This window comes from Neisseria zalophi (assembly GCF_008807015.1).
In the GTDB taxonomy this organism is placed as follows: Bacteria; Pseudomonadota; Gammaproteobacteria; order Burkholderiales; family Neisseriaceae; genus Neisseria; species Neisseria zalophi.
Map to the genome: position 1 here is coordinate 570,579 of NZ_CP031700.1, position 25,823 is coordinate 596,401.

A 25,823-nucleotide genomic window follows, 5' to 3' on the forward strand; every position below is an offset into this window, starting at 1 on the left:
ATAAAGAAGCGGTATTATAGCGGACTACCGGATGGAAAACAGACATTTGGCTGTTCGTTGTTTTTGTTTGTTTGTGTAAAAAAGAGTAGAATAACAGGCATAATACTTAATGAGTTTTGAAACACTTGACTGCAATAAGGAGCGAATATATGACAGACCAATCTGCCGAACAGCAATTACAACCTTTTGAGCCGGTATCGCTGGGTGATAAAAAAGAAGAGTTGAAAGTTTTTGAAAAAGCGGTTCTTGAGCACAAAGGCCGTGCCAGTGGTGAAGACTCAGGCTCGGCACCCTTGCCGGAAAGCTATCCCTACCGTACTCGCATGAGCCGCAGTATTTATGAAAAAGAAAAGAAAAAATTGCAAATTGAGCTGTTAAAAGTTCAAAGCTGGGTGAAAGAGTCAGGCCAGCGTATTGTGAGTATTTTTGAAGGGCGTGATGCGGCAGGTAAGGGTGGTACTATCAAGCGTTATATGGAACACCTGAATCCCCGTGGTGCCCGTGTGGTCGCTTTGGAGAAACCGACCGAAACCGAACGTGGCCAATGGTATTTCCAACGTTATATTCAAAATTTGCCGACTGCCGGCGAGATGGTTTTTTTCGACCGTTCTTGGTATAACCGTGCCGGTGTAGAGCGTGTGATGGGATTCTGTGAACCACACGAATATTTATTGTTTATGCGTCAAACACCTGAATTTGAACGTATGTTGGTAGCCAGCGGTATCCATTTGTTTAAATTCTGGTTCTCTGTCAGCCGTGAAGAGCAGTTGCGCCGCTTTATTTCCCGTCGTGACGATCCGCTGAAACATTGGAAACTGTCTCCTGTCGATATCCAATCGCTTGACCGTTGGGATGATTACACAGATGCAAAAAATGCAATGTTCTTCCATACCCATACCGGCGATGCGCCATGGACGATTATTAAATCGGATGATAAAAAACGGGCCCGTTTGAACTGTATCCGTGCTTTCCTACACCGTCTTGACTATCCGAATAAAGATGTGAAAGCGATTGGTGAAACAGATCCGTTGATTGTAAAAGTGCCTAATACTAAGTTCTCCGATAATAATTTCGATGTGATTGCCGATTAATCGGGTAATAGTTATCTTGGCGTGATAATAAGGCCGTCTGAAAGGTTTCAGACGGCCTTGTTTTATTTTGCCTAATTAAATGTATATCTAAGGGGCATCAAGGTGGGCATGGTCTTTTTGTGAGGCTGTTTGAAAAAACAAAAATTGTCGGTAAGGCAATATAAGAAAAGGGTAAACATTGATAATCCCGCCTCTTTTGTTCGACCGTGCTATATAATCCCGTTATTCATTATTTCCTATTTTCTGCCGATATGCTTTACCTCTATCAGTCGAACCGACTTGAAGATCTGGCTGCATTATTCGCCCGTCTCCATCAGCTCCAACCGCCTGCCAATCCGTTTGCAGCAGAAGAAATTATTGTGCAAAGCCAAGGTATGCGGCGTTATTTGAACAGCTATTTGGCGAAAGAAACCGGCATTGCCGCCAATCTGAATTTCAATTTGCCCGGTCGGCTGACATGGCAATTGATGCGTGACATGATTGCCGATGTGCCTATGCTCAGTCCGTTCGATCCCGAAGTGATACGCTGGCGTTTATTGTCGCTGTTTCAAAGTTCGGATTTTCAGACGGCCTCCGAATATGCCCCCGTGCGCGAAGCCTTGCAAAGCTATTTATATAGCGGGGCGACGGCAGATTATCAGATGGCCGGTCAGCTGGCGGATATTTTCGACCAATATTTGGTTTACCGCCCGCAGTGGATAGATGCTTGGCAGCAGGGGAAAACGGTTGGCTTAGGGGAAGATGAACACTGGCAGGCGCTGTTGTGGCGGTATTTGGACGACGGCAAACAATCCACTCCGCACCGTGTTGCTTTATGGCGGCAACTCTTAGGGGCGTTAGATAAAAACAAACTGCCCGAACGTTATTGTGTGTTTGGTATTGCCACGATGGCACCGGTTTATCTGGAATTGTTGCAGGCATTGGCGGAGCATTGCGATGTACACATTTTCGCCCTGAATCCCAGTAGCGAATATTGGGGCAATGTGATTGAAGCCGCCCAAGTTTTACAGCAGGAAGACGATATCGACCTGAGTCAGACAGGCCACCCGCTTTTGGCTTCATTGGGCAAACAGGGGCGGGATTTTTTCGATGCCTTAGTCGATGTACCCAAACATGAGATTCAGGTTTTTGAAGAAGAACCTTTTCAGACGGACCCTCAAACTTTATTGCACCGCTTGCAATACGATATTCAAACTTTGAATATGCCGTCTGAAAACCCACATCACCTAACGCAGCCGGATTTAAATGACGGTTCGATAACGGTCGTTTCTGCGCACAGTCCTTTGCGCGAATTACAAATTTTAAAAGACCGCCTGCTCACCGTATTGGCCGAACATCCCGATTGGCAGCCGCACGATATTGCCGTACTCACACCCCATATCGAACCGTACAGCCCGTTTATCGAAGCCGTATTCGGGCAGGCGCAGGCAGGTTCGCAGGCATTGCCGTATTCGGTATCCGATGTCAAAATCAGCCGCCGCCAGCCCCTGTTTCAGGCCTTGGCGCAAGTGTTGGTATTGCTGGAAAGCCGTTTCGAAGTGGATTTATTGTTGCCATTGTTGGAAAACGAATTGGTGCGCCGCCGCTTCGGTTTAAACCGCGATGATTTGCCGCTATTGCACGACACTATTGCCAAACTCAGTATCCATTGGGGTTTGGATGAAAATATGCGCGGCAGTAATAATCTGTTTACTTGGCAGCAGGGTTTGGAGCGTCTTGCGCTCGGTTGGATGCTGCCCGAAAGTATGCATGCCTTATGGCACAAAATCAGCGCATGGCACGGTAATCCGGGGCAAACGGAAGTTTACAGCCGTTTTGCCGCATTGGTTCGCACCCTTGCAGAAACTGCCCGTATATGGCGCAAGCCCGTTAGTATTCCTGAATGGGTAGAGCGTATCCGCACCTTAATGACCGCATTAACCGAGCCGGATAGCGAAGACCAACACGCATGGCAACAGTTGAGTCAGGCATTGGCTCGCTGGCAGGAAGAAGCCGAATTGGCCGGATTTGAGGCGGTTTTATCGCAGCCGTCCGTTATTCGTCATATCAGCCGTTTTCTCGATAGTGAAAGTCAGGCCGGTTTCTTACGCGGCGGTATTACCTTTTGCAGCATGGTGCCGATGCGCAGCTTGCCATTTAAAATGATTTGCCTGCTGGGGCTGAATGACGGTGATTTTCCACGTAATACCAAAGCCGCCGCTTTCGACTTAATCGCCCAATACCCGCAAAAAGGCGACCGCGCCCGCCGCGACGACGACCGTTATCTATTTTTAGAAGCCGTGATGAGTGCGCGCGAAATTCTTTATTTGTCGTATGTCGGCCGCGATATCCGCAATGATCAAGAGTTGGCACCTTCGGCATTACTCAATGAGTTAATGGATACCCTCGCAGCGATGACCGGAAAAACCACAGCCGAATTGCATCAAAACTGGGTTGTTCAACATCCCTTGCAAGCCTTTTCACCCCGTTATTTCACGCCTAAATCACGTTCAGACGGCCTATTCGGTACACGGCAGGATTATGCAGGCGCTTTAAATATGCCGGCAGAAGAGGCCACTGAATTTTTTAGTGAGCCGTTATCTGATGGAGTGGCCGCAGAAAACGCCATCCGGCATTATGACTTTATCCGCTTTTGGCAAAACCCCGTACGTTATTGGTTGCAAAATACCTTAAGCTGGCAGGAACCATACCGCGATCAGGCATGGGATGCCGCCGAACCGTTTGAGCCGCATCAAACCGAACGTATTATTGCCGAATATACTGCCGCCCGCCGTCATAACGAAAGTTTCGAACAGACCGCCGAGCGTTTGCAGGCACAAAGCTTAATGCCTACAGGCGTACTCGGTTCGCTATGGCAAACGTATTTTCAGACGGCCGCAAAAACACTCGACAGTACCCTAGTATCCAGCCCTAAACTGCCGACCATAGCCTATACGCTTTTCGATACGCCTTATATGCTTGAAGGCAGCCTTAATCATCTTTATCAACACGGGCAGATTTATTTTCTCGAACAACCGCCTAATTCGCCCCGTCGGCTGGCCATATTATTGGAGCACCTGATATTTTGTGCCGTGAGGCCGTCTGAAACCGAAACCTATCAAACCCATCTGTTATTGCCTAACGAACCGGAAACTTTTGCCGAAATTCCACAATCCGAAGCACAGGCATTATTGCAAAAATGGCTGGCGTTTTATGCCGTCGGGCAAAGTCGGCCGTTACCGTTTTTTGCTCGAACATCATTAGAGGTGGCTAAAAAAATGCACAATGGCGAGGATGAAACCCAAGCAATGAGTACGGCTTCCAATGCTTATTACGGTAATAAAGTCAGCAAAGGGCAGAAAGACTATACCGAAGTGGCGCTGGTGTTCGGCAATAGTGAAACGCCGCCGATTGAGTCGCCTTTATTCTGGAATATGATTCAAGAACTGCTTGTTCCTTTATTGAATGCCGCCATGCAGAAGCCTGAAGAGGAAGAGAGCGAATAGGAAGTTAAACGGTATCTTGATTCATATCGGGTAAAATAGACTGGCAACAGGATAGGCCGTCTGAAAGAGTGGTGGATTTTGTGGCATAATAAACATACTGAAACCGGTATATTGATGCAATAAAGCGTTTCACTCATTTTATACGGCAGAATCCGTTTCCATTTAACCCCAAGTGTTTGTTGCAATATGCAAAAACAGCAGAGCAATAGTCGTTGAAACAGCGTGATTCTGTGATATCGGTCGGCAGTTGTCCGTACCGCCTTAATTTATTTACCTAACCCTATAACTATTCAGACGGCCTGATTAAAACCCCTTATTTGATATCCGATAAACAGGCCAGAACATCATAGCCGGCTTCGTCGGTTGATTACAGGCCGTCTGAAACGGAAACCGTACCATGACCCAAACTTTTACATCACTCGGTTTAGGCAGTGAAATTATTGCCGCATTAACCGAGCAAGGCTATGAAACGCCTACCCCCATTCAGGCCGCCGCCATCCCCAAAGCTTTGGCAGGCCATGATCTCTTGGCCGCCGCCCAAACCGGCACAGGCAAAACTGCCGCTTTTATGTTGCCGAGCCTTGAGCGGTTAAAACGTTATGCGACCCCCAGCACGTCTCCGGCCATGCATCCGGTGCGTATGTTGGTATTGACCCCGACCCGCGAGCTGGCCGACCAGATTGATCAAAACGTACAAAACTATATTAAAAACCTACCGCTGCGCCATACCGTGCTGTTCGGCGGAGTTAATATGGATAAGCAAACGGCTGATCTTCGTGCCGGCAGTGAAATTGTGGTTGCTACCGTCGGTCGCCTGCTTGATCATGTCAAACAAAAAAACCTGAATTTCAGTAAAGTTGAAATTGTCGTGCTTGACGAAGCAGACCGCATGTTGGATATGGGTTTTATCGACGATATCCGCAAAATCATGCAGATGCTGCCCAAACAACGCCAAACCCTACTGTTTTCCGCTACCTTTTCCCCGCCTATCCGCAAGCTGGCTCAAGATTTTATGAGCAGTCCCGAATTGATAGAGGTTGCGGCGCAAAATACGGCCAATGCCAATGTCGAGCAACATGTGATTGCCGTAGATACCATGCGTAAGCGCAATTTACTCGAACGCCTGATTCTGGATTTGGATATGAACCAAGTGATTGTGTTTTGTAAAACCAAACAAAGCGTCGATCAGGTCACCCGTGATCTCAAGCGCAGAGAAATTGCCGCCCAAGCCATTCATGGCGATAAATCACAACAAAACCGCTTAGAAACCCTGAGCGCATTTAAAGAGGGCAGTCTGCGCGTGTTGGTGGCTACCGACGTGGCCGCACGCGGCTTGGATATTGCCGAATTACCTTTTGTGATTAACTACGAGCTGCCGACGCAGCCGGAAGACTATGTTCACCGTATCGGTCGGACAGGGCGTGCCGGTGCCGATGGTGTGGCCATTTCTTTAATGGATCAATACGAACAAAAAATGTTTGAAGCCATTAAAACGCTTACGGGCAGCACTATAGATATCGAGCGTATAGAAGGATTCGAACCGACTTGGTGGCAAAATGGCAGCAGTGTTGTGGAGGTTGGTAAAGGTACTTCGGTTGAAAAGCGCGGTACACAACGAGAAGTGCGCAATAAAGAGCACAAGAAAAACAATCGTAATGAGCAGCCGCGTTTATCTGATCGGAATAATGATCCTAGTGCAGCTTGCGGCAAAATTGCGGGGCGTTCACGTCGCAGTAGAAGAGAACGACAGCCTTGTGCTTTATTGCAACCTGATTATGGAGCTCAATGACTTTATTCGGGCCGTCTGAATAATTTAAGTTTGAAATAAGTCTGTATTTTTACTTTGAACACGGGGTGATAAACTCACCTCCTGTTTCTTATAGTTAGGGTAGGTATCATAGCGCATCATAGAATGATATAGCTCCCAAAAAAAATCATTAATATCTATAAAGGCAGATTGAAAGGCATATTTTGCTTTTATAGCCTACCATTATTGTCATACACAGATTAAAGAACTTACTCTATATCCCTTGTAGTATTGGGATGCTAGGTATAGTAATTAAATAGTTTAATACGATTGGCATTTTTATTTGTGTGGGGATGAGTCTCACTTTGGTTTGTTGAAAACCAACAAAATGAATAATTTGTTGCAAATGTGCCAATTGTGCTGAGAATTATATTATCTTATTGATTATAATAAAAATAAATAAGAAATGTAGGTTGAGTTGTATATATTTTTTTTAAAATCAACTAAGCGAAACACGATAAAGTTTGTTTTTTTGCAATGAAGCAATTATATTAGCAGACATGAAATCGCTAATCTTGCGATGAATGCAAAAGCTTGGATGGTTTCATGTCCATTTAAGTTTGTTTTCTCAAACGATAGAAAAGGAATACAGCAATGAAAAAATCTCTGATTGCTTTGTCTTTGGCTGCTTTGCCTGTTGCAGCAATGGCTGACGTTACTTTGTACGGTCAAATCAAAGCGGGCGTAGAAATTTCTAAAGTTAAAACAGGTTCTAAAGTTGCCGGTGCTCAAGTAAGTGGTAGCTCTAAAACAGCAACTGAAATTGTTGACTTGGATTCACGCATCGGCTTTAAAGGCCATGAACACTTAGGTTCTAATTTGAATGCGATTTGGCAAGTTGAAAACTCAGTAAGCGTTGCTGGTGGTGGTGAATGGGCCGGTCGTGATTCATTCATCGGCCTTGAGGGTGGTTTCGGTAAATTCCGTGCCGGTAAACTCAGCACTCAAATTAAAGAAATGGATACATTGGATGCGTGGGAATATAACAACAATGCTTTAGGCTTGGGTGTATTCACTCGTCATGGTAGTCGTGAAGTTTCTGCTCGTTACGATACTCCGGTATTTGGTGGTTTTAGCGCAAACGTACAATACGTTCCGCGTGATAATGCAAACCCTGCTGATAAATACACGCACGCTCAAAAATCTCGAGAAGCCTACTACGGTGGTTTGAATTATGACAATGCAGGTTTCTTTGCTCAGTATGGTACTGGGTTTAAGAAAAATGCTTATACTAACAATGCTGGAACAGATGGCAAATATGGTCAAATTCATCGCTTAGATGTTGGCTATGATGCTAATAATCTGTTTGCTGGTATCGGTGCTCAATACGCTAAAGGTGTAGACACTGAGGGTTCATATATGGAAGCATTATCTAATGGTGCTCTGCAAAATGTTACCCCTCCTAATGCTCCTGCTCCTACTGCTAGTCAAGCACTCAAAACTACTGAGGTTGCCGCTACTGCTGCATACCGTTTCGGTAACGTAACACCTCGCATTTCTTACGCTCATGGTTTTGAAGCTAAACCTGTTAGCGGTGGTGATAAGTTGAAAAACACTAAGTATGACCAAGTAGTTTTAGGTGCAGATTATGACTTCTCTAAACGTACCTCTGCTGTTATCTCTGCTGGTTGGTTGAGAGCTGGTAAAGGTGATATGAAAGTTGAGAACACTGCCGGTTTGGTTGGTCTGCGTCACAAATTCTAATTTCTCTTAAGAAATTAGTTTAAAAATAAAGAGTCCGCTTTGTTAAGCGGACTCTTTTTATTGTTTGCTGTGTTTGGATTAAAAATAAGAGAAGTTATACAACATTTTTAAGTGAAATTATCTTGTCAATTGTCTTGATGCTTGACTAAATGGTTGCATTAAAACTATAATTCCGCTCTTGCGGACATGGTGTCTGCAAATATTTCACTCAACAGGACGAGAAAAATATGCCAACTATTAATCAATTAGTACGCAAAGGCCGTCAAAAGCCGGTGTACATTAACAAAGTGCCGGCACTGGAAGCGTGCCCGCAAAAACGCGGTGTATGTACCCGTGTTTATACTACTACCCCTAAAAAACCAAACTCAGCATTGCGTAAAGTATGTAAAGTGCGTTTGACCAATGGTTTTGAAGTCATTTCATATATCGGTGGTGAAGGCCATAACTTGCAAGAGCACAGTGTTGTATTGATTCGCGGTGGTCGTGTAAAAGACTTGCCGGGTGTGCGTTATCATACCGTTCGCGGTTCGTTGGATACTGCGGGTGTGAAAGATCGTAAACAAGCCCGTTCTAAATACGGTGCGAAACGCCCTAAATAATCTAATTAACATTATGGCACGTCGGTTGTGTCCTTTAGCAATGCAGCCGAGTAAGTGAATATCTTGATGGGTATTCATGGGATTGCCCCAACTGAATAGACTAAGTAAGGAATTAAAATGCCAAGACGTAGAGAAGTCCCCAAGCGCGATATATTGCCGGATCCTAAATTCGGTAGCGTTGAGTTGACTAAATTTATGAATGTATTGATGATTGACGGTAAAAAATCTGTTGCTGAGCGCATTGTTTACGGTGCATTGGAGCAGATTGAGAAAAAAACCGGTAAAGCAGCAATCGAAGTGTTCAATGAAGCTATCGCCAATGCTAAGCCCGTTGTTGAAGTGAAAAGCCGCCGTGTAGGTGGTGCTAACTACCAAGTTCCTGTTGAGGTTCGCCCTTCACGTCGCTTGGCTTTGGCTATGCGTTGGGTGCGTGACGCTGCGCGCAAACGTGGTGAAAAATCTATGGATTTGCGTTTGGCCGGTGAGTTGATTGATGCAGCTGAAGGTCGTGGCGGTGCTATGAAAAAACGTGAAGAAGTACACCGTATGGCTGAAGCCAACAAAGCCTTCTCTCACTTCCGTTTCTAATTTTGAAAGGCGAATAAAATGGCTCGCAAAACCCCGATTAGCTTATATAGAAATATCGGTATTTCCGCACATATTGATGCGGGAAAAACCACTACTACAGAACGTATTTTGTTTTATACCGGCCTGACTCACAAATTAGGCGAGGTACATGATGGTGCTGCTACTACAGACTATATGGAACAAGAGCAGGAGCGTGGTATTACGATTACCTCTGCGGCTGTGACTTCCTATTGGAAAGGTATGGCCGGCCAATTCCCCGAGCATCGTTTTAATATCATTGATACTCCGGGGCACGTTGACTTTACCGTTGAAGTAGAGCGTTCAATGCGTGTATTGGATGGTGCTGTAATGGTTTATTGTGCTGTGGGCGGTGTGCAGCCTCAGTCTGAAACCGTATGGCGTCAAGCCAATAAATACAAAGTGCCTCGTTTGGCTTTTGTGAATAAAATGGACCGTCAGGGTGCAAACTTCTTCCGGGTGGTAGAGCAAATGCGTACCCGTCTACGTGCTAATCCTGTGCCGATTGTTATTCCTGTTGGTGCGGAAGATAAGTTCGAAGGCGTAGTCGATTTGTTGAAAATGAAAGCTATTATTTGGAATGAAGCTGATAAAGGTGCGACTTTCGAATATGGCGATATTCCTGCCGATTTGGTTGAGACTGCTGAGGAATGGCGTAACAATATGGTTGAAGCTGCAGCAGAAGCCAGTGAAGAATTGATGGACAAGTATTTAGGTGGAGAAGAGCTGACTGAAGAAGAAATTATTTCTGCTATCCGTCAACGTACTTTGGCTGGTGAAATTCAACCAATGCTTTGTGGTTCTGCCTTTAAAAACAAAGGTGTTCAACGTATGTTGGATGCTGTGGTAGAGTTTTTGCCTGCACCTACAGATATCCCACCTGTACAGGGTGTGAATCCAGCCAATGAAGAAGCAGATAATCGTGAAGCCAGTGATGATGCTAAATTTTCAGCATTGGCATTCAAAATGCTTAATGATAAATATGTTGGTCAGTTAACATTTATTCGTGTTTATTCTGGCGTGGTGAAATCAGGTGATACCGTTGTTAACTCTGTAAAAGGCACACGTGAGCGTATCGGTCGTTTGGTTCAAATGACTGCTGCCGACCGTACGGAAATTGAAGAAGTACGTGCTGGCGATATCGCAGCTGCCATTGGTTTGAAAGATGTTACTACTGGTGAAACCTTATGTGCTGAAGATGCGCCGATTGTTTTAGAGCGCATGGAATTCCCTGAGCCGGTTATTCACGTTGCCGTAGAGCCTAAAACCAAAGCTGACCAAGAGAAAATGGGTATCGCTTTGAATCGTTTGGCAAAAGAAGACCCTTCTTTCCGCGTTCGTACTGATGAAGAATCAGGCCAAACTATTATTTCCGGTATGGGTGAACTGCACTTGGAAATTATTGTTGACCGTATGAAGCGTGAATTTGGTGTAGATGCAAACGTAGGTGCTCCTCAAGTAGCTTATCGTGAAACGATTCGCAAAGAGGTTGAATCTGAAGCTAAACATGTTAAGCAATCTGGTGGTAAAGGTCAGTATGGTCACGTTGTGATTAAAATGGAACCTATGGAACCAGGTGGTGCAGGTTATGAGTTTATCGATGAAATCAAAGGTGGTGTGATTCCGCGTGAATTTATTCCTTCTGTCGATAAAGGTATTCGTGATACACTGACCAACGGTATCGTGGCCGGTTATCCGGTGGTAGATGTCCGTGTGCGTTTGACTTTTGGTTCTTACCATGATGTCGACTCTTCGCAAATTGCTTTTGAATTAGCTGCATCAATGGCATTTAAAGAGGGTATGAAAAAAGCATCTCCTGTTTTACTTGAGCCGATTATGGCTGTTGAAGTTGAAACACCGGAAGAGTATATGGGCGATGTGATGGGTGATTTAAACCGTCGTCGTGGTATTGTTCTAGGTATGGATGATGATGGAATCGGCGGTAAAAAAGTCCGTGCAGAAGTACCATTGGCAGAAATGTTCGGTTATTCAACAGATCTGCGTTCAGCCACCCAAGGCCGCGCTACTTACTCTATGGAATTTAAAAAATATGCTGAAGCGCCTGCACACGTTGCAGCACAAGTAACAGAAGCCCGTAAAGGTTAATCTGTTGTAGTAAAACCGTCTGAAAAAATTCAGACGGTTATATTCTGATCTTTAATCGTTCTTTAATAAGGAAATTAGCTCATGGCTAAAGAAAAATTCGAGCGGAGTAAACCGCACGTAAACGTTGGCACCATTGGTCACGTTGACCATGGTAAAACCACATTGACTGCTGCATTGACCACTATCTTGTCTGAGAAATTTGGCGGTCAGGCTAAAGGTTACGATCAAATTGATAATGCTCCGGAAGAAAAAGCCCGTGGTATTACCATTAATACTTCACACGTAGAATACGAAACTGAAACCCGTCACTATGCACACGTAGACTGTCCGGGACACGCCGACTATGTGAAAAACATGATTACCGGTGCTGCTCAAATGGATGGTGCGATTTTGGTATGTTCTGCAGCAGACGGTCCTATGCCGCAAACTCGTGAACACATCTTGTTGGCTCGCCAAGTAGGTGTTCCTTACATTATCGTATTTATGAACAAATGCGATATGGTTGATGATGAAGAGTTGTTGGAATTGGTTGAAATGGAAATCCGCGACTTGTTGTCTAGCTATGATTTCCCTGGTGATGACTGTCCGATCGTTCAAGGTTCTGCATTGCGTGCTTTGGAAGGCGATGCTGGTTACAAAGAAAAAATTTATGAATTGGCAGCAGCTTTGGATAGCTACATTCCGACACCTGAGCGTGCTGTTGACAAACCGTTCTTGTTGCCGATTGAGGATGTATTCTCTATTTCAGGTCGTGGTACTGTCGTAACAGGCCGTGTTGAGCGTGGTATTATCAATGTTGGTGACGAGATTGAGATTGTAGGTCTGAAAGAGACTCAAAAAACCACTTGTACCGGTGTTGAGATGTTCCGCAAGCTGTTGGATCAAGGTCAGGCTGGTGATAACGTAGGTGTGTTGCTGCGTGGTACTAAACGTGAAGACGTTGAACGTGGTCAAGTATTGGCTAAACCTGGTTCTATTACGCCGCATACTAAGTTCAAAGCTGAAGTATATGTGTTGAGTAAAGAAGAGGGTGGTCGTCATACTCCGTTCTTTGCGAACTATCGTCCTCAATTCTATTTCCGTACGACCGACGTAACTGGAGCGGTATCTTTGGAAGAAGGTGTGGAAATGGTAATGCCGGGTGAGAATGTAACGATTTCAGTAGAGCTGATTGCTCCGATTGCTATGGAAGAAGGTTTACGCTTTGCCATTCGCGAGGGTGGTCGTACCGTAGGTGCCGGTGTAGTGTCTTCTATCATTGCTTAATCGGAAGGATATAGATAAATGGCAAACCAAAAAATCCGTATCCGTTTGAAAGCTTATGATTACAGCTTGATCGATCGTTCTGCTCAAGAAATTGTTGAAACGGCGAAACGCACTGGTGCTGTGGTTAAAGGCCCGATTCCTTTGCCAACTAAAATCGAACGCTTTAATATCCTGCGCTCTCCTCATGTGAATAAAACTTCTCGTGAGCAATTGGAGATTCGTACTCATTTGCGCTTAATGGATATTGTTGACTGGACAGATAAAACTACAGATGCTTTGATGAAGCTCGACTTACCTGCCGGTGTAGATGTAGAGATTAAAGTTCAGTAATGAAGCTTTAATCTTAATAAAACCTCAAGCTATTAATTAAATAGCTTGAGGTTTTTGGTTTATGCTTTACCTTAAAATTTATTTTAACTTATGTGTTTAATATGCTTAATTATTGTAAAAGTTAGATAGTTATTCATGATTGTTTTAAATAGCTATTTTGTCCAAGAAGAGTTTTTTTGAAAATAATAGTTATATGGCATATATTTAAGATGGATTCAATTTTATTTTGAGTATTTGTAGTCGTTAGATTAGATATGTGTTTTTAATAGAGGTTTAAACGTTGTGTTACAATCTCAAAACTATTTATTAAGTATATAAGGATCAGTTATGTCTGATTTTCGCCAAGATTTTTTACAATTTGCATTGGCACAAAGTGTATTGAAGTTCGGTGAGTTTACGACTAAAGCAGGTCGTCAGTCTCCTTATTTTTTTAATGCGGGCTTGTTTAATGATGGTGCTTCAACTTTGGCGCTGGCAAAGTTTTATGCGCAAGCTATTCTTGCGAGCAAAATTGAGTTTGATATGTTGTTCGGCCCTGCTTATAAAGGTATTATTTTGGCGGCAGCAACAGCGATGATGTTGTCGGAACAAGGGGTAAATGTGCCTTTTGCTTATAATCGTAAAGAGGCGAAAGATCATGGTGAAGGTGGTGTATTAGTTGGTGCACCGCTTAAAGGCCGTGTATTGATTATTGATGATGTGATTTCTGCAGGTACTTCGGTGCGAGAGTCTGTTAAATTGATTCAAGCCGAGGGTGCGGAGCCTGCTGCCGTCGCAATTGCATTAGATCGTATGGAAAAAGGAACGGGTGATTTATCAGCAGTCCAGGAAGTTGAAAAACAGTATGGATTACCTGTTGTCGCCATCGCTAATCTAAATGATTTATTTACGCTTTTGAAAAATAATACGGAATTTAGTGACTATTTGGAACCTGTACGTGCTTACCGAGATCGTTATGGTGTAGTATAGTTTGCGGAAAATTTATTTTTATTGATAAATTTACGCTAAGTTAATGAAAAATAATGATGATTAAGTTATTTAAGAACTGAAGTAGAAAAAGGTTTCGCATAACTTATCGGAAAATATTACCAATTTCTGTTAAATTAGTACTATTAATGCCTGACCTGCCAAAATTAAAGAGAAAAAATATGTTCAAACGGATTGCCTTTGTGACTTTATTATTCACTACATGCTTACCTGCTTATGCAGAAACACTTAATTATAATGTTGTTGAGTTTTCAGAGACTGCAGGCATTGAAGTAGTTCGTGATACCGCTTCTGCACAATTACGCGTGCATGAAGAGGGAGTTAGTCGTGAAGTAGTGAGTGCTAATTTTATTAAAAAACTGGATAGTGTTACCCGTAAAGCAATGGGAAATTCTTTTAAGACAAAGTTGATAAACCGTAGTGCCTCACCACGTTATGAGTTTTCTGATAAAGGTAATCGTACTCAGACCGGATGGGAGGAAGAGGCTTTATTGCAGGTAGAAAGCCAAAACTTCGATGCGATAAATCAATTGATAGCGGATACGCAACAAGATGCACATTTAGAAAGTTTGGTTTTCAGTGTGTCTAAGCAAAACCGTCAAGATGCTGTTGACGAGGTAAGTAAATCTGCATTGCGTCGTTTTAAAGATAGAGCGGCTGCTTTAACCAAAGAAATGGGATTTAGGAATTATAAGATTGTTCATCTTGATTTTGGGCGGATTGGTCATCGTACAGTGAATAGCAGTGCGGCTATGATGCGTGCTGCACCGGAAGGTGCAATGGCTTCACCGGCGGTGCCGGCACAAAATGTACCGGGTACAGAAGAAGTCAGCATTACTGTACATGGTACAATTCAGATGTAATTTTTATAATAATTAATTTTTCAGATAACCTTTTTACTAGGCCGTCTGAAAACTATAACGGTCAACCTTAGGAGTGATTGTATGAAACCGAATTTATATCTTAGCAGCCTTGTTTGCTCCGCAGCGTTAGCGTTGGCCGGATGTACATCTGTAGCCGAGATGGTAGGTTATGATAGTGCTACATTAAATGAAGATGCTGCTAAAAGTTATAACCAAGTAATGCAGGAAGCGCGCAGTAAACGGGCATTAGATACGACATCCAGAACATCTCGTAGAGTTCATGCTATATTTAACCGATTAAAACCTCATGCAGAACGTGCGAATCAGACAGGTGTGCCGTTCAAATGGCAAATGAGCGTTATTCGTTCGGATGAAATGAATGCTTGGGCTATGCCTGGTGGGAAAATGGCGGTCTATACCGGAATTGTAGAGCGTTTGAAGCTAACTGATGATGAAATTGCTGCTATTGTTGGCCATGAAATGACCCATGCTTTACTTGAGCATAGTAAAAAAGCCATTGGGCAGCAGGTGTTGACCAATTTGGCAGTGGGTGTTGGTGGTTCATTGGTAGCTTCGCAAACAGGGGTTAGTCAAGATGCTATCGGGTTATCTTCTAATTTACTCAGCCAGTATGGTGTGAATATGCCTTTTTCTCGCAGTCAGGAACGTGAAGCAGACGCTGGTGGTGTACGCTTGATGGCTCAGGCAGGTTATAACCCGCAGGCAGCAATTAGTGTTTGGGAAAAAATGAATCGTATAAACGATAACAACAATACTTTAAATGCGATTACTTCGTCTCACCCGACTAATAATGCACGAATGCAGGCAATCCGCAATATGTTACCGGAAGTGATGCCGATTTATGAGCGTAACAAGAGGCGTTAAATAATAGGTGTTTTAGAAAAATAACAAGGCCGTCTGAAATGTTGATCTGCCCCCCAAATCTTGGACAAACATAAAAGCCTTTTCAGGCTGCCTTTTCGAGCTGGGTTCTGTATGCCACAGGACTCAGCTTTTTCAATTTCAAACTACATCTGTCATGATTGTAGTACCGTATATAGTCATCTATTGTCTGCATCAGCTCTGTTGTCGAAAGTTTGCCTTCTTGATAAAAGCATTCCGTCTTCAGTATCGCAAAGAAGCTTTCCATCGGTGCATTGTCCCAACAATTGCCTTTACGCGACATACTCTTCACTATGCCGTGTTCCGCCAACGTGCGGCGGTAGGCTTCCGTACGGTACAGCACACCTTGATCGGAATGCAGCAGCACTTTATCTGCCTTTGTCAGCTTACAGACCGCATCATTCAGCATTCTTTCCACCATCTCGCTGTTCGGGCGGCGGCTCATCGCATAAGCGACGATTTCGCGGTTAAATACATCCAATATCGGTGACAGATACAGTTTACCATTGCTGCACTTGAATTCGGTGGCATCAGTCAGCCATTTCTCATTAGGTTTTTGCGCCTCAAAGCGGCGGTTCAGAATATTATCCGACGGTTCTCCCATTGCCGGATGGCGGTAGGCTTTTTTCGGACGCACTTTGGCTTTCAATTGCAACAGTTTCATCAAACGGGCAACCTTTTTCTTATTCCATGACAAAGTGGCGGCAATCCGCCTGTATCCGTAACGCCCTTGATGTCGGGCATAAACTTCGGCAACGGCGGCTTTGTCCTGTTCGTCCGGGTCGGGACGGCCGTGGTGGTAATAAAAGCTGCTTTTGGGCAGTGCAGCACTGTGCAGCAGGTATTTAAGCGGATGTTTTGCCCTCAGTGCTTGGACGGCTTCGCTTTTTTGGCGACCGCTTCTTTCTGCCTGAGGGCTTTTAATTCCTTTAGATAGTCGTTCTCCGCCCGCATATAGCGCAACTCTTCGATTAGTTCCGCCTGTGTTTTTTCGTGGTCGGGTTTATCGACGATAAAGGGGTTTTTGCGTTTGATGATCATAATGGCCTGCGGATGCTCAAGTGCGCGGATGCCGCCTTGGTTGTATGCGGCTATCCAACGGCGTAAATGGGTACGGGAAATATTAAAGTGATCGGCAGTACGCTGTTGGCTGCGTACGCGCTGATAATATTGTACGGCTTGGTATTTAAAGTCTAATGTATATTTGCTCATAAGAAAACTGCACCTTAATGGATTGGAGAAGTGTCCAACTTTTGGGGTGCAGTTCAATGTTTCAGACGGCCTTGTTATTTTAAATACATCAATTTTTACTTATCTTCCATAACCACTATTTGAAATGCTTTCTAGGTATATAAAATTCAAATAGTAGCAGATAGAAGGCTTAAAAAGTTTTTATATTTTGGGAGGCTCTATTGTTGATTCAGTTGGCTCTGACTCAACATTTTTGGGTTCGATGGCATCGGTTGTATCCATACTGTTGTGGGTTATGATTTCTTGAGTTTCGGGATAATTTATAGGACTGTCACTACTTTCTAACGAGTATTCATTAGTTGCTACCGCTAACTCAGCTTCTGAGGCAATGGGATGATTTTGTTGTTCATCAGGCGAGAGAGTGGTATCGATAGGATGATCAAGGGGAAGAGTAGGTTCTTTTATGTTGTCAGTAGCTGTAGATGCGGCTAGATAGGCTACGGTGACGGATGTATCACCTCTTAGCGCAAGTTGCTGTTGTAACGTTTTTTTATCCATTAAAGTATGTGCACCATCGCTTAAATGACGGACAACTTTCTGATAGCTTTTATTGAGCTCATCTACTGCGGCTGCTGTTTCAATAAAATGTTCGTCTACTTTTTGCCGGTACTGCCCGAATTCTTGTTTTAAAGCTTCATGTTCTTTTTTACTCTTGCCGTTTTTTCCGCGTAATCCAAGCCACATCAGTAAGAGGCCGATCACAAGGCCGATAAGTGCGGCAATAGCAAGTTGGGCAGCCCAAGGTAAAGTTGTATTCATATTTTTCCTTTCATTAAATCAAGTACTATCTTACCAATGATATGGCTGAAAAACCAATGAAACAGGTAATAAGCTGAAAATTTCATAGGATATAGTTCCTAATTTCAATATAGCTTACATTTGATTTAACTGAATTAGGTAATGGCTGCCACCGTAATTTTGGAAAGGCCGTCTGAAAAACCGATGGAATAACGACGAGGTAGTACGCCGCTGACGATACCGTTTTGTACAGTGGTTTCATAAGTACAGATCAAACGTTCTTCAGATAATAGATTGATAGAATAATCTGGGTTTAATAAAGGGGAAATACGGCTGAATAAACGCCAGATAACACGGCTTCCTTCGGGTAGATTCGGATTGGCTTGAAAGCCGACATTGCCTTCATTACATCCCACATGATAATGATCATAATCAAACGGTTCTGTATCAGGGAAAGGGTGGGCATCACAAAAACCAAAAATACGATCATGTGCGTATAGGCTTTGGCGAGCATAAGGCCATACGTTTTCGCGTAGGAAAAATTGGTCGGCAAAATGTCTTGATTCAACCGGCTTGTTTAAATAAGCTATTATTTTTGCTTCTATATCGGGTACGCTACCGGCTATTGCGCCCCATAGTCCGGCTAGAATTAATTCGGTATGTGTGCCGGCATCGCGCATGGTGTGGAAACGTTTACCGCTGTTTACCCAAGCTTCAACGGCATGTGCTTCGCGCTGGGAAATAACAGAGTCGGCATCACGGAAAATGACCCGTTCTGCTTCGGGATCGTTAATAGCTAAAAAACGCCACATAGTGCCCGGCCATGGCTCCTGTTGCGGTGAAACGCGCACAATTTCAGCACCGTGTTGCCGTAAACGTTGTAGGGCTTGTTCCGGAACGCTACCGTCAACATAAAAACGGCATACCCAACCCGGATAGATGGTACCGGCTAATTCGGTATTGATAACGGCCGGTTCAATGTATCCGGCATGATTGCCAAATAAAGAGAACGAAATTATTTTCTTACCGGTTGGATTGGGGATGATCTCAGGTTGGGGTGGACGGTCTTTTATATTATGACTCCGGTTTTCCAATGCTTGCCGTCCGTACAGACGGCAATTTTCCCAGTCATGTAGTCCACCGTAGGCATGGGCAAGGACATCGAGTGAATTGATATGGTTAGGGTTGCGTTGCAAGGCTTTTTTAGCATAGGAAATTCCTTCTTGCCATAATCCACCTTTTACGGCTGCTGTAGCGGCATCACTAAGTGGGGCAACGGCGCGGGGAATCAGTTTATGTGCTTTTAGTGCTTCGGATAATGCCTGTTGATACTGATTAATAGCCATGTAATGGTGGAATGCATCAGAAATTTGATCAAGTTGTTGCTGGATTTTTTGTTGTGATAGTGAGAGACGTTTTTTCATATTAAGAGGGTTTCCTATTTCAGACGGCCTGTTTGATTATTTAAAACTTGATATATAAGCCAAGCCATATAAAATTCTATAGGCATAGAATAAATCTTGCTTGATGGTGATGGCAAATAAATTTCACGATAGTGAACAATTCGGGCTATGTGGTGGTAAAAATGCTTTATTGCAGGTTTATATAAATTAATTAAGCCAAAATGAAAGATAGTTTGAGTACGGTTTTGTCGAACACTCCGCGATATTTTTCAGACGGCATTAGAGTAAATACTTATAATATTTACAAGCTTTTCAGATGTAAAAAGATTTATGCTATTATCGGCGTTTAGCTGCTAAAGCTGCCTTTTTCTGATATTTTACTGGACATTTAACAGCAACTTGGTGAAAATAGCCAAATATCTTTTTTTGTTACCGCTTGTAAAGGCGTCTCATTTCCAACAGCTGGGCACGTTATTTTCATAGTAAAAAAACAGTGTTGCGGTATAGCTTTAAAATAAGCAAAAGGAACCCTAATGGACTTACGCAAACTAAAAAAACTGATTGATTTGGTTGAAGACTCTGGTATCGCCGAAATAGAAGTTACCGAAGGCGAGGAGAAAGTGCGTATTACGCGTGCGACCGTTCAGCAACAAGCTATTTATACAACGCAGCCTATGCAGTTGCAGCATGCTGCCCCCGCTCCGGCTGCGGCACCCGTTGCGGCAACTGCTGAAGCACCTACATCACGTGATCTTTCCAATGCGCAAAAATCACCTATGGTTGGTACATTCTATCGCGCACCCAGCCCGAGTTCTCCTCCGTTTGTGGAAGTCGGCCAATCCGTTCAGGTGGGCGAAACATTGTGTATTATTGAGGCCATGAAGCTGATGAATGAAATTGAGGCTGAAAAATCAGGTGTGGTCAAAGAAATTTTGGTTGAGAACGGCCAACCCGTCGAATACGGCGAACCCTTGTTTATCATCGAATAACCTGTTTCAGACGGCCTGTCGGTAAGGCTTTGGCCGTTTGAATATTGGCATTCAGAGCAAAGCAAGCGCTTTGACACTTCTTCTGAAAGAATCCCTATGCTGAAAAAAGTATTGATTGCCAACCGCGGTGAAATCGCACTCCGTGTATTACGTGCCTGTCGTGAAATGGGCATTGCTACAGTGTCTGTGCACTCCGAGGCAGACCATGATAGTCTACATGTGAAACTGGCCGACGAATCGGTATGTATCGGCCCCGCGCCGTCACCCCAAAGCTATTTGAATATTCCTGCCTTGATTGCGGCGGCAGAGGTAACTGGAGCTGATGCGATTCACCCAGGTTACGGTTTCTTAGCTGAAAATGCTGATTTTGCTGAGCAGGTGGAGCAATCTGGTTTTGTATTTATCGGCCCACGTCCTGAAACCATCCGCCTGATGGGGGATAAAGTATCGGCTAAGCGTGCCATGATTGAGGCCGGTGTGCCGTGTGTTCCAGGTTCGGAAGGTGCATTGCCTGATGATGACAAGGAAATTTTGAGTATCGCCGATACTGTCGGTTTTCCTGTAATTATTAAAGCATCCGGCGGCGGCGGCGGGCGTGGTATGCGTGTCGTTGAGAAAAAAGAAGACTTACTTAAAGCTGTAGAAATGACGAAAACCGAAGCCGGTATGGCATTTGGTAACCCTATGGTGTATATGGAGCGTTATCTGCAGAAACCACGCCATATTGAAATTCAGGTAATGGCCGATGAACAAGGTAATGCCATTTATTTGGGCGAGCGCGATTGCTCTATGCAGCGCCGTCATCAAAAAGTTATTGAAGAAGCACCTGCCCCCGGTATTACCGAAGCAGAACGCCGAAAAATTGGTGAAGCTTGTGTGGCGGCCTGTAAACGTATTGGCTATCGTGGCGCCGGTACATTTGAGTTTTTGTATGAAGACGGCGAGTTTTTCTTTATTGAAATGAATACCCGTGTTCAGGTTGAGCATCCGGTTACCGAGTTGATTACTGGGGTAGATATCGTTCAAGAGCAAATCCGTGTGGCGGGTGGCGCTGCTTTGCAATATCAACAAAAAGATATTGTATTACAAGGCCATGCTTTTGAATGCCGTATCAATGCTGAAGACCCGTATAATTTTATTCCCAGTCCGGGCTTGATTGCCAGCTGCCATTTGCCGGGTGGGTTGGGTGTTCGTGTCGATAGTCATATTTATCAGGGCTACCGCATTCCACCTAATTACGACAGCCTGATCGGTAAAATTTGTGTACATGGTAAAAGCCGTCAGCAAGCTATGGCGAAAATGCGCGTTGCTTTAGCAGAGTTAGCGGTTACCGGTATTAAAACCAATACACCGTTACATCGTGATTTATTTATCGATAATGACTTCCAGAAGGGCGGGGTAAGTATTCATTACCTTGAGCATTGGTTGGAAGAGAGGAAAGCGCAAGCAGCTAAATAAAATGAGTGCTTGCTTGATAACTTAACAAATGGCCGTCTGAAATGTTTCAGACGGCCATTTGTTGTAATGGCATGTTTTAAACGCTGAGTTGACCGGTAAACACTTTTTTGGATTTCCAAAAAGCGCGGCTAGCTTTGGCTTTAATAGTGAGGCAGCCACCTTGAACGCCATCGGTCATAATATGCAGTTTTTTCAGACGGCCTTGTCGGAGTGACTGCCAAAGCGGCTCAAACCAACGCTGTTCCCAGCTTTCTAAAATATCTTTATAGGCCCATGCATCCGCAGTATAACCGGGAGTGGTAAGTTCGTCTAAAAACAATAGGCCGTCTGAAACATCGGTTTCCATTTCGGTAATAATATCTTGCCACGCCTTGAAGTCGTAGGGTGCATCTACAATATTAGCAGGATAAAATTGTGCCCAAGGGCTGCTGCTACCGAGTAGTGCCGTGCCCTTTTGCGAGCCGTTGATACCTTGCCATAACCATATTCCGTTGACGGCGGGCATCCCATTGACTGAACGTTCATTATTTAGCGCGTGAGTGTATAGCCACATTTGGATTTCAGTTTGTTTTTGCAGCCATTGGCGAGCGTCATGGCCTTCTGCGCGGGCAGTGCCGTCAAGTTGCCCCAATACATCAAGTATAGGGGCAACTTGCCAGTCGGGTTCCGCGGGTAGGGTAGCTAACCATAAATCGGGACGTAGCGGATAGAAAAACCAACCGTCGTCTTGTAAAAAAATATTCAAACCGTTACAGAAGGCTTCTGCCTCGTCTTGCCGTATCTGAATATCATGACCGCTGAGTATGTCCATATGATGCATGCCCATTTGCTGCCAAACGGGGCTGGCAAATATTGCTGGCTTACCGACTGGAATTCCTAATGTTTTCTTGGCATGATCCAACAAACTCCCGTTCCAAAGTAACTTACCATGAAATTCAGAAGGTTTTGACGGAATCGCCTGAAAAGTGCCGAAACGCAACATTTTGTTGAGATAAGGCAAATTTAAATTGGGTAGAGGGCTTTCAGTATTGAAGTTAAGAGAAGGAAGGGCTAAAGTTAAATTCATAGGTATGAAGTGTTTCCGAAAAGTTTGAATTATTTTATGCGGATAGTCGGCAGACCTGATAATTTATATGGACGCTTGATGTCGCAATATAGATTTCAATATAGTGCACATCAATTGTTACACCTGTGCGGTTTCTTTACCATATTACGTGTATTTTTCACGCAGTAAAACATCTGCTTAAAGCAGGGATGATGGATTTATGGTAAACTAAAACCATTAATAAATGTATAAAATATTTGTGAAAATCAAAGCTATAGCGTAATAAGTGTAATGATTTCATATATAAAGAACCACCTAGAGGCATGACATGACCAAGCCCTTAAGTCATTTTCTAAAGGCACCTGACCAAAACAATGATACCAATCACCAATCGGCAGCCTTTTTAAAAACCAATTCCGACTCTGCTTCTGTATTAGAAAATACAAAAACAGAGTACATTGACATTCCTGTGTTCGATTCTGAGGATGCTGTTAATGCTGCCTTTTTAGCAGCAGAGCCAATGATGACTGCGCCCGCATCAGCAAAATTTATATCGGCAGAACCGATATTGATTAGGCATTTAGGGAATGTACAAGAAAATGCACAACTTCAAACAGACGAATTAGCACATATTGATTCTTCTGTCGCGCAGCAAGCGCCGGTAGTTGCAACAGAACCAGCCAAACTTGTCGTTAGGGCAAAAGTTGGTGCGGCCAAATCATTGGCTCCGGCTTTTAAACCTGCTAAAAATATCAAACCAACAGTATTTATTAAGCCAAAAGCAGCAGAGTCTGTGAATTTAGAAAAAACAGCCGCCGCTTTAGCTGTAGAAGATGCTGATATTCCAGTAAATCCGACTCATGCTGTCGAAACTGAACAGTATTTGACAACAGCAGATTTCGTTACGGAGACGCAGGTTGAGAAAAGTAAGCTTGCAGAGATAGCGGAACGAGAAAAAATAGAAGCTGTATCGGTATTCTCTGAGCAAAGTGAAACAAATACTGCTGAAGTAAGTGTAGAAAATATTACTCCCCATGCTGCTTTAGAAGTAAACGAAAAGCAAGTTGATCTTCAAGCAGGTAAACTATCATTTAATACAAAAGTAGTATTTGCTGAATCGCTTAGTACTGCATTTAAGCCTGCAATGAATGTGAAACCAGCAGATTCAGATATAGCTTTAATGGGCAAGCGTATAGTGTCTGATTCGCCTAAAGCTTCTGAAACCAAACCGGTTGCTTCGGAGCAGTTGGCCAATACCCAAACAGTAGAACAGACTGTGTCGGAAGTGCCTTTGATAGAGGTTGAAAACGCCACAGCCGTTGAACCAATAAGCGTAGAAACAAGTGAACCGGCAGTCGTTGGGGACGCTCCATTAGTTCGTGCCAATAGTATTACTGAAACAACCCCTGTTGTTGCTTTAGAAAAAGAAGCTGAACCAGAAGAACTGATGGTAGTTGAAGAGGGTATTGCTGCAGCTGATATTGGCTTAAACGAGCAAATAACTGTATCTCAAGTAGCTGCAGAATTGCCTATTGCAGAAAAAGCAGAATCAACAACTCATGTTGATGAATTACAATTACCTGCCCAGTTTGCCGAGGTTGCAGAGAACGATGTGGCTATGGCTACTGCTGAAATAACTGTTTCTGAAAAGAAATCAGCAGATTGTGTTGTACAAAAGATTATTCCTATCGTACCTGCATCACAACCGGAAGAAGCGTTAAAAAACAAATGGCGGTTGCCTGCTTTTAAAATGAAGTCAAATCCGATAAAAGCAGCTATTGCCACTTTAGCAGGTGCATCTGCTACAGCTACTTTTAGTCGTTTCTGGCAAAATAAACCGGTTCGTTGGTCGATTCTAGGCGTGTTGCTACCGGTTTCGGGTGTGGTGGCTGCTTATGCTGTTACCGACCCTAGACCTGAAAAAACACTTTATCATGCATCGAGAATGGTTGAAGAGTTACCTTCTGTATATGTGGAAAGTGGTACTTCGCACGGTAGTTATTGGGCACAAGAGGCAGTACAACCCGGCGATTCATTGACTGATGTTCTGTTTCGTATGGATGTTCCCGAAACCACTATCCGCGAGGTTCTGACACACAGTTCGATTGACCGTAATGTTATCCAATTACGTGCCGGTCAATCTGTTAATGTTCGTTTTGATGCATCCGGTGATGTTACTGATGTTCAATTTTTCCATGATGATGATAATGGCTTCCGTGATTTGGTGGCATTGGAAAAAGTGAATGGTAAATGGGGTGCTTCGACATCTTCGATTGATACGGAATCCTTGCCGACTTTACGCTCTATTCATGTACGGACTTCCGCTCGCGGAGCGATGGCTCAGGCAGGTGTGCCAGTAGAGATTCGTGAGTCTCTGAATGAAATATTTACAGAACTTGTGAATATTGATGAATTGTCACGTGGTGACTCTATCCACTTATTGTATGACAGTTTATATTTCCGCGGACAGGAAATGGCAACCGGTGATATTTTGGCGGCTGAGGTTGTGAAAGATGGCAAAACGTATCAAGCCTATTATTATAGTCAGGGCAAAGGTGATGAAGAGAGTGGCAGTTACTATGATCAAAATGGTAAGTCATTGAGAATGCGTGAAGGTTTTAATATTAAACCCGTTGAATATACGCGTATTTCTTCACCTTATGGTGTGCGTATTCACCCAGTTCTCCATACGGTAAAAATGCATACCGGTGTTGACTATGCTGCCCCTACCGGTACGCCTATTCGAGCAACTGCTGATGGTATATTGACATTTAAAGGCTGGAAAGGTGGTTATGGCAATACGGTTATGCTTCAGCATAGTAATGGTATTGAAACGCTATATGCCCATATGAGTGCTTTCTCATCTGCGCAAGGTAAAGTAAAAGCGGGTGATATTATCGGCTTTGTAGGTACTTCAGGACGTTCGACAGGCCCACATTTGCACTATGAAGTACGTAAAAACGGTCAGCATATGAATCCAAGTGCCATTGCATTGCCAACGCCTAAGTTAACACCGACCAATATGGCTGAGTTCCGTAAGCAGCAAAAAGAGTATTCGATTACTATGGCTGCAGTGCGAGATCTTCCGGTTACCGTAACACAATTGGATTAAAGTGATTAAAAAATACCTGCTCAAGAAGCAGGTATTTTTTATGGTTTTTATATTGGCAGAGAGGCCGAGACCTTTGCAAA

The 25,823-nt window shown here is 43.8% G+C and carries 20 protein-coding genes; 15 read left to right on the forward strand and 5 right to left on the reverse strand.

Translation table 11 applies throughout. The annotated features are described in order from the left end of the window. Nucleotides 1-149 precede the first annotated feature (149 nt). The 12 genes from ppk2 (at nucleotide 150) to D0T92_RS02640 (ending at nucleotide 15,729) form a co-directional block, all read left to right on the forward strand. Nucleotides 150-1,091: a polyphosphate kinase 2 gene (gene ppk2, locus D0T92_RS02585; protein WP_151049947.1), complete on the forward strand. Its 942-nt coding sequence runs from the start codon at nucleotides 150-152 to the stop codon at nucleotides 1,089-1,091. 251 nt (nucleotides 1,092-1,342) lie between these two features. Continuing rightward, nucleotides 1,343-4,576 (forward strand): exodeoxyribonuclease V subunit gamma, encoded by a 3,234-nt coding sequence (gene recC / locus D0T92_RS02590; RefSeq protein WP_151049949.1) that lies wholly within the window; start codon nucleotides 1,343-1,345, stop codon nucleotides 4,574-4,576. Nucleotides 4,577-4,973: 397 nt separating this feature from the next. After that, entirely contained in the window at nucleotides 4,974-6,365 is a 1,392-nt protein-coding gene (locus D0T92_RS02595; protein ID WP_151049951.1) for a DEAD/DEAH box helicase, read from the forward strand. Between the two features lie 612 nt (nucleotides 6,366-6,977). Beyond that, the gene (gene porB, locus D0T92_RS02600) at nucleotides 6,978-8,087 is read left to right on the forward strand and encodes a trimeric porin PorB (RefSeq protein ID WP_151049953.1); all 1,110 of its coding nucleotides are present in this window, start codon (nucleotides 6,978-6,980) and stop codon (nucleotides 8,085-8,087) included. Between the two features lie 227 nt (nucleotides 8,088-8,314). Then, on the forward strand, nucleotides 8,315-8,686 hold the full coding sequence (gene rpsL, locus D0T92_RS02605) for a 30S ribosomal protein S12 (protein ID WP_002242163.1): 372 nt from the start codon (nucleotides 8,315-8,317) through the stop codon (nucleotides 8,684-8,686). A gap of 117 nt (nucleotides 8,687-8,803) precedes the next feature. Further along, nucleotides 8,804-9,274: a 30S ribosomal protein S7 gene (rpsG, locus tag D0T92_RS02610; RefSeq protein ID WP_151049955.1), complete on the forward strand. Its 471-nt coding sequence runs from the start codon at nucleotides 8,804-8,806 to the stop codon at nucleotides 9,272-9,274. An 18-nt stretch (nucleotides 9,275-9,292) separates the two neighbouring features. Then, nucleotides 9,293-11,398: an elongation factor G gene (gene fusA, locus D0T92_RS02615; RefSeq protein WP_151049957.1), complete on the forward strand. Its 2,106-nt coding sequence runs from the start codon at nucleotides 9,293-9,295 to the stop codon at nucleotides 11,396-11,398. 81 nt (nucleotides 11,399-11,479) lie between these two features. Next, nucleotides 11,480-12,664 (forward strand): elongation factor Tu, encoded by a 1,185-nt coding sequence (tuf, locus tag D0T92_RS02620; RefSeq protein WP_151049960.1) that lies wholly within the window; start codon nucleotides 11,480-11,482, stop codon nucleotides 12,662-12,664. Between the two features lie 18 nt (nucleotides 12,665-12,682). Then, entirely contained in the window at nucleotides 12,683-12,994 is a 312-nt protein-coding gene (rpsJ, locus tag D0T92_RS02625; protein ID WP_002642322.1) for a 30S ribosomal protein S10, read from the forward strand. A gap of 327 nt (nucleotides 12,995-13,321) precedes the next feature. Then, nucleotides 13,322-13,963, forward strand: a complete 642-nt coding sequence (pyrE, locus tag D0T92_RS02630) for an orotate phosphoribosyltransferase (RefSeq protein ID WP_151049962.1) — start codon at nucleotides 13,322-13,324, stop codon at nucleotides 13,961-13,963. A gap of 179 nt (nucleotides 13,964-14,142) precedes the next feature. Continuing rightward, the gene (locus tag D0T92_RS02635; protein WP_151049964.1) at nucleotides 14,143-14,844 is read left to right on the forward strand and encodes an SIMPL domain-containing protein; all 702 of its coding nucleotides are present in this window, start codon (nucleotides 14,143-14,145) and stop codon (nucleotides 14,842-14,844) included. Nucleotides 14,845-14,925: 81 nt separating this feature from the next. Then, nucleotides 14,926-15,729, forward strand: a complete 804-nt coding sequence (locus tag D0T92_RS02640; RefSeq protein WP_151049966.1) for a M48 family metallopeptidase — start codon at nucleotides 14,926-14,928, stop codon at nucleotides 15,727-15,729. Between the two features lie 82 nt (nucleotides 15,730-15,811). On the opposite strand, the gene D0T92_RS02645 is transcribed toward D0T92_RS02640, so the two are convergent. The 4 genes from D0T92_RS02645 to D0T92_RS02660 all read right to left on the reverse strand — a co-directional run bounded on the left by D0T92_RS02645 (nucleotide 15,812) and on the right by D0T92_RS02660 (nucleotide 19,160). Next, nucleotides 15,812-16,672: an IS3 family transposase gene (locus D0T92_RS02645; RefSeq protein WP_151049968.1), complete on the reverse strand. Its 861-nt coding sequence runs from the start codon at nucleotides 16,670-16,672 to the stop codon at nucleotides 15,812-15,814. Further along, on the reverse strand, nucleotides 16,612-16,959 hold the full coding sequence (locus D0T92_RS02650) for a helix-turn-helix domain-containing protein (protein WP_151049971.1): 348 nt from the start codon (nucleotides 16,957-16,959) through the stop codon (nucleotides 16,612-16,614). Before D0T92_RS02650 ends, D0T92_RS02645 begins: the two co-directional genes overlap by 61 nt. Nucleotides 16,960-17,139: 180 nt before the next feature. Further along, nucleotides 17,140-17,757, reverse strand: coding sequence for a ZapG family protein (locus D0T92_RS02655; RefSeq protein ID WP_151049972.1), 618 nt, complete (start codon nucleotides 17,755-17,757; stop codon nucleotides 17,140-17,142). A 134-nt stretch (nucleotides 17,758-17,891) separates the two neighbouring features. Beyond that, nucleotides 17,892-19,160, reverse strand: coding sequence for a tetratricopeptide repeat protein (locus D0T92_RS02660; RefSeq protein WP_151049974.1), 1,269 nt, complete (start codon nucleotides 19,158-19,160; stop codon nucleotides 17,892-17,894). Between the two features lie 512 nt (nucleotides 19,161-19,672). Between D0T92_RS02660 and accB the strand changes: the two genes are divergently transcribed. Continuing rightward, nucleotides 19,673-20,128, forward strand: coding sequence for an acetyl-CoA carboxylase biotin carboxyl carrier protein (accB, locus tag D0T92_RS02665; protein ID WP_151049976.1), 456 nt, complete (start codon nucleotides 19,673-19,675; stop codon nucleotides 20,126-20,128). Between the two features lie 96 nt (nucleotides 20,129-20,224). After that, nucleotides 20,225-21,586 (forward strand): acetyl-CoA carboxylase biotin carboxylase subunit, encoded by a 1,362-nt coding sequence (accC, locus tag D0T92_RS02670; RefSeq protein ID WP_151049978.1) that lies wholly within the window; start codon nucleotides 20,225-20,227, stop codon nucleotides 21,584-21,586. 76 nt (nucleotides 21,587-21,662) lie between these two features. Here accC and D0T92_RS02675 read toward each other — a convergent pair whose 3' ends face one another. Further along, nucleotides 21,663-22,652, reverse strand: coding sequence for a hypothetical protein (locus tag D0T92_RS02675; protein WP_151049981.1), 990 nt, complete (start codon nucleotides 22,650-22,652; stop codon nucleotides 21,663-21,665). Nucleotides 22,653-24,381: 1,729 nt separating this feature from the next. On the opposite strand from D0T92_RS02675, the gene D0T92_RS02680 reads away from it, so the two are divergent. After that, entirely contained in the window at nucleotides 24,382-25,743 is a 1,362-nt protein-coding gene (locus tag D0T92_RS02680) for a M23 family metallopeptidase (protein WP_151052944.1), read from the forward strand. Nucleotides 25,744-25,823: the final 80 nt, after the last annotated feature.

Coding starts and splice junctions, on each gene's coding strand:
- fusA (WP_151049957.1), top strand. CDS start 9,293: ATGGCTCGCAAAACCCCGATTAGCTTATATAGAAATATCGGTATTTCC.
- rpsL (WP_002242163.1), top strand. CDS start 8,315: ATGCCAACTATTAATCAATTAGTACGCAAAGGCCGTCAAAAGCCGGTG.
- D0T92_RS02660 (WP_151049974.1), bottom strand. CDS start 19,160: ATGAAAAAACGTCTCTCACTATCACAACAAAAAATCCAGCAACAACTT.
- D0T92_RS02650 (WP_151049971.1), bottom strand. CDS start 16,959: ATGAGCAAATATACATTAGACTTTAAATACCAAGCCGTACAATATTAT.
- tuf (WP_151049960.1), top strand. CDS start 11,480: ATGGCTAAAGAAAAATTCGAGCGGAGTAAACCGCACGTAAACGTTGGC.
- accC (WP_151049978.1), top strand. CDS start 20,225: ATGCTGAAAAAAGTATTGATTGCCAACCGCGGTGAAATCGCACTCCGT.
- rpsG (WP_151049955.1), top strand. CDS start 8,804: ATGCCAAGACGTAGAGAAGTCCCCAAGCGCGATATATTGCCGGATCCT.
- D0T92_RS02680 (WP_151052944.1), top strand. CDS start 24,382: ATGAAGTCAAATCCGATAAAAGCAGCTATTGCCACTTTAGCAGGTGCA.
- pyrE (WP_151049962.1), top strand. CDS start 13,322: ATGTCTGATTTTCGCCAAGATTTTTTACAATTTGCATTGGCACAAAGT.
- D0T92_RS02655 (WP_151049972.1), bottom strand. CDS start 17,757: ATGAATACAACTTTACCTTGGGCTGCCCAACTTGCTATTGCCGCACTT.
- D0T92_RS02675 (WP_151049981.1), bottom strand. CDS start 22,652: ATGAATTTAACTTTAGCCCTTCCTTCTCTTAACTTCAATACTGAAAGC.
- accB (WP_151049976.1), top strand. CDS start 19,673: ATGGACTTACGCAAACTAAAAAAACTGATTGATTTGGTTGAAGACTCT.
- D0T92_RS02635 (WP_151049964.1), top strand. CDS start 14,143: ATGTTCAAACGGATTGCCTTTGTGACTTTATTATTCACTACATGCTTA.
- ppk2 (WP_151049947.1), top strand. CDS start 150: ATGACAGACCAATCTGCCGAACAGCAATTACAACCTTTTGAGCCGGTA.
- rpsJ (WP_002642322.1), top strand. CDS start 12,683: ATGGCAAACCAAAAAATCCGTATCCGTTTGAAAGCTTATGATTACAGC.
- recC (WP_151049949.1), top strand. CDS start 1,343: ATGCTTTACCTCTATCAGTCGAACCGACTTGAAGATCTGGCTGCATTA.
- porB (WP_151049953.1), top strand. CDS start 6,978: ATGAAAAAATCTCTGATTGCTTTGTCTTTGGCTGCTTTGCCTGTTGCA.
- D0T92_RS02640 (WP_151049966.1), top strand. CDS start 14,926: ATGAAACCGAATTTATATCTTAGCAGCCTTGTTTGCTCCGCAGCGTTA.
- D0T92_RS02595 (WP_151049951.1), top strand. CDS start 4,974: ATGACCCAAACTTTTACATCACTCGGTTTAGGCAGTGAAATTATTGCC.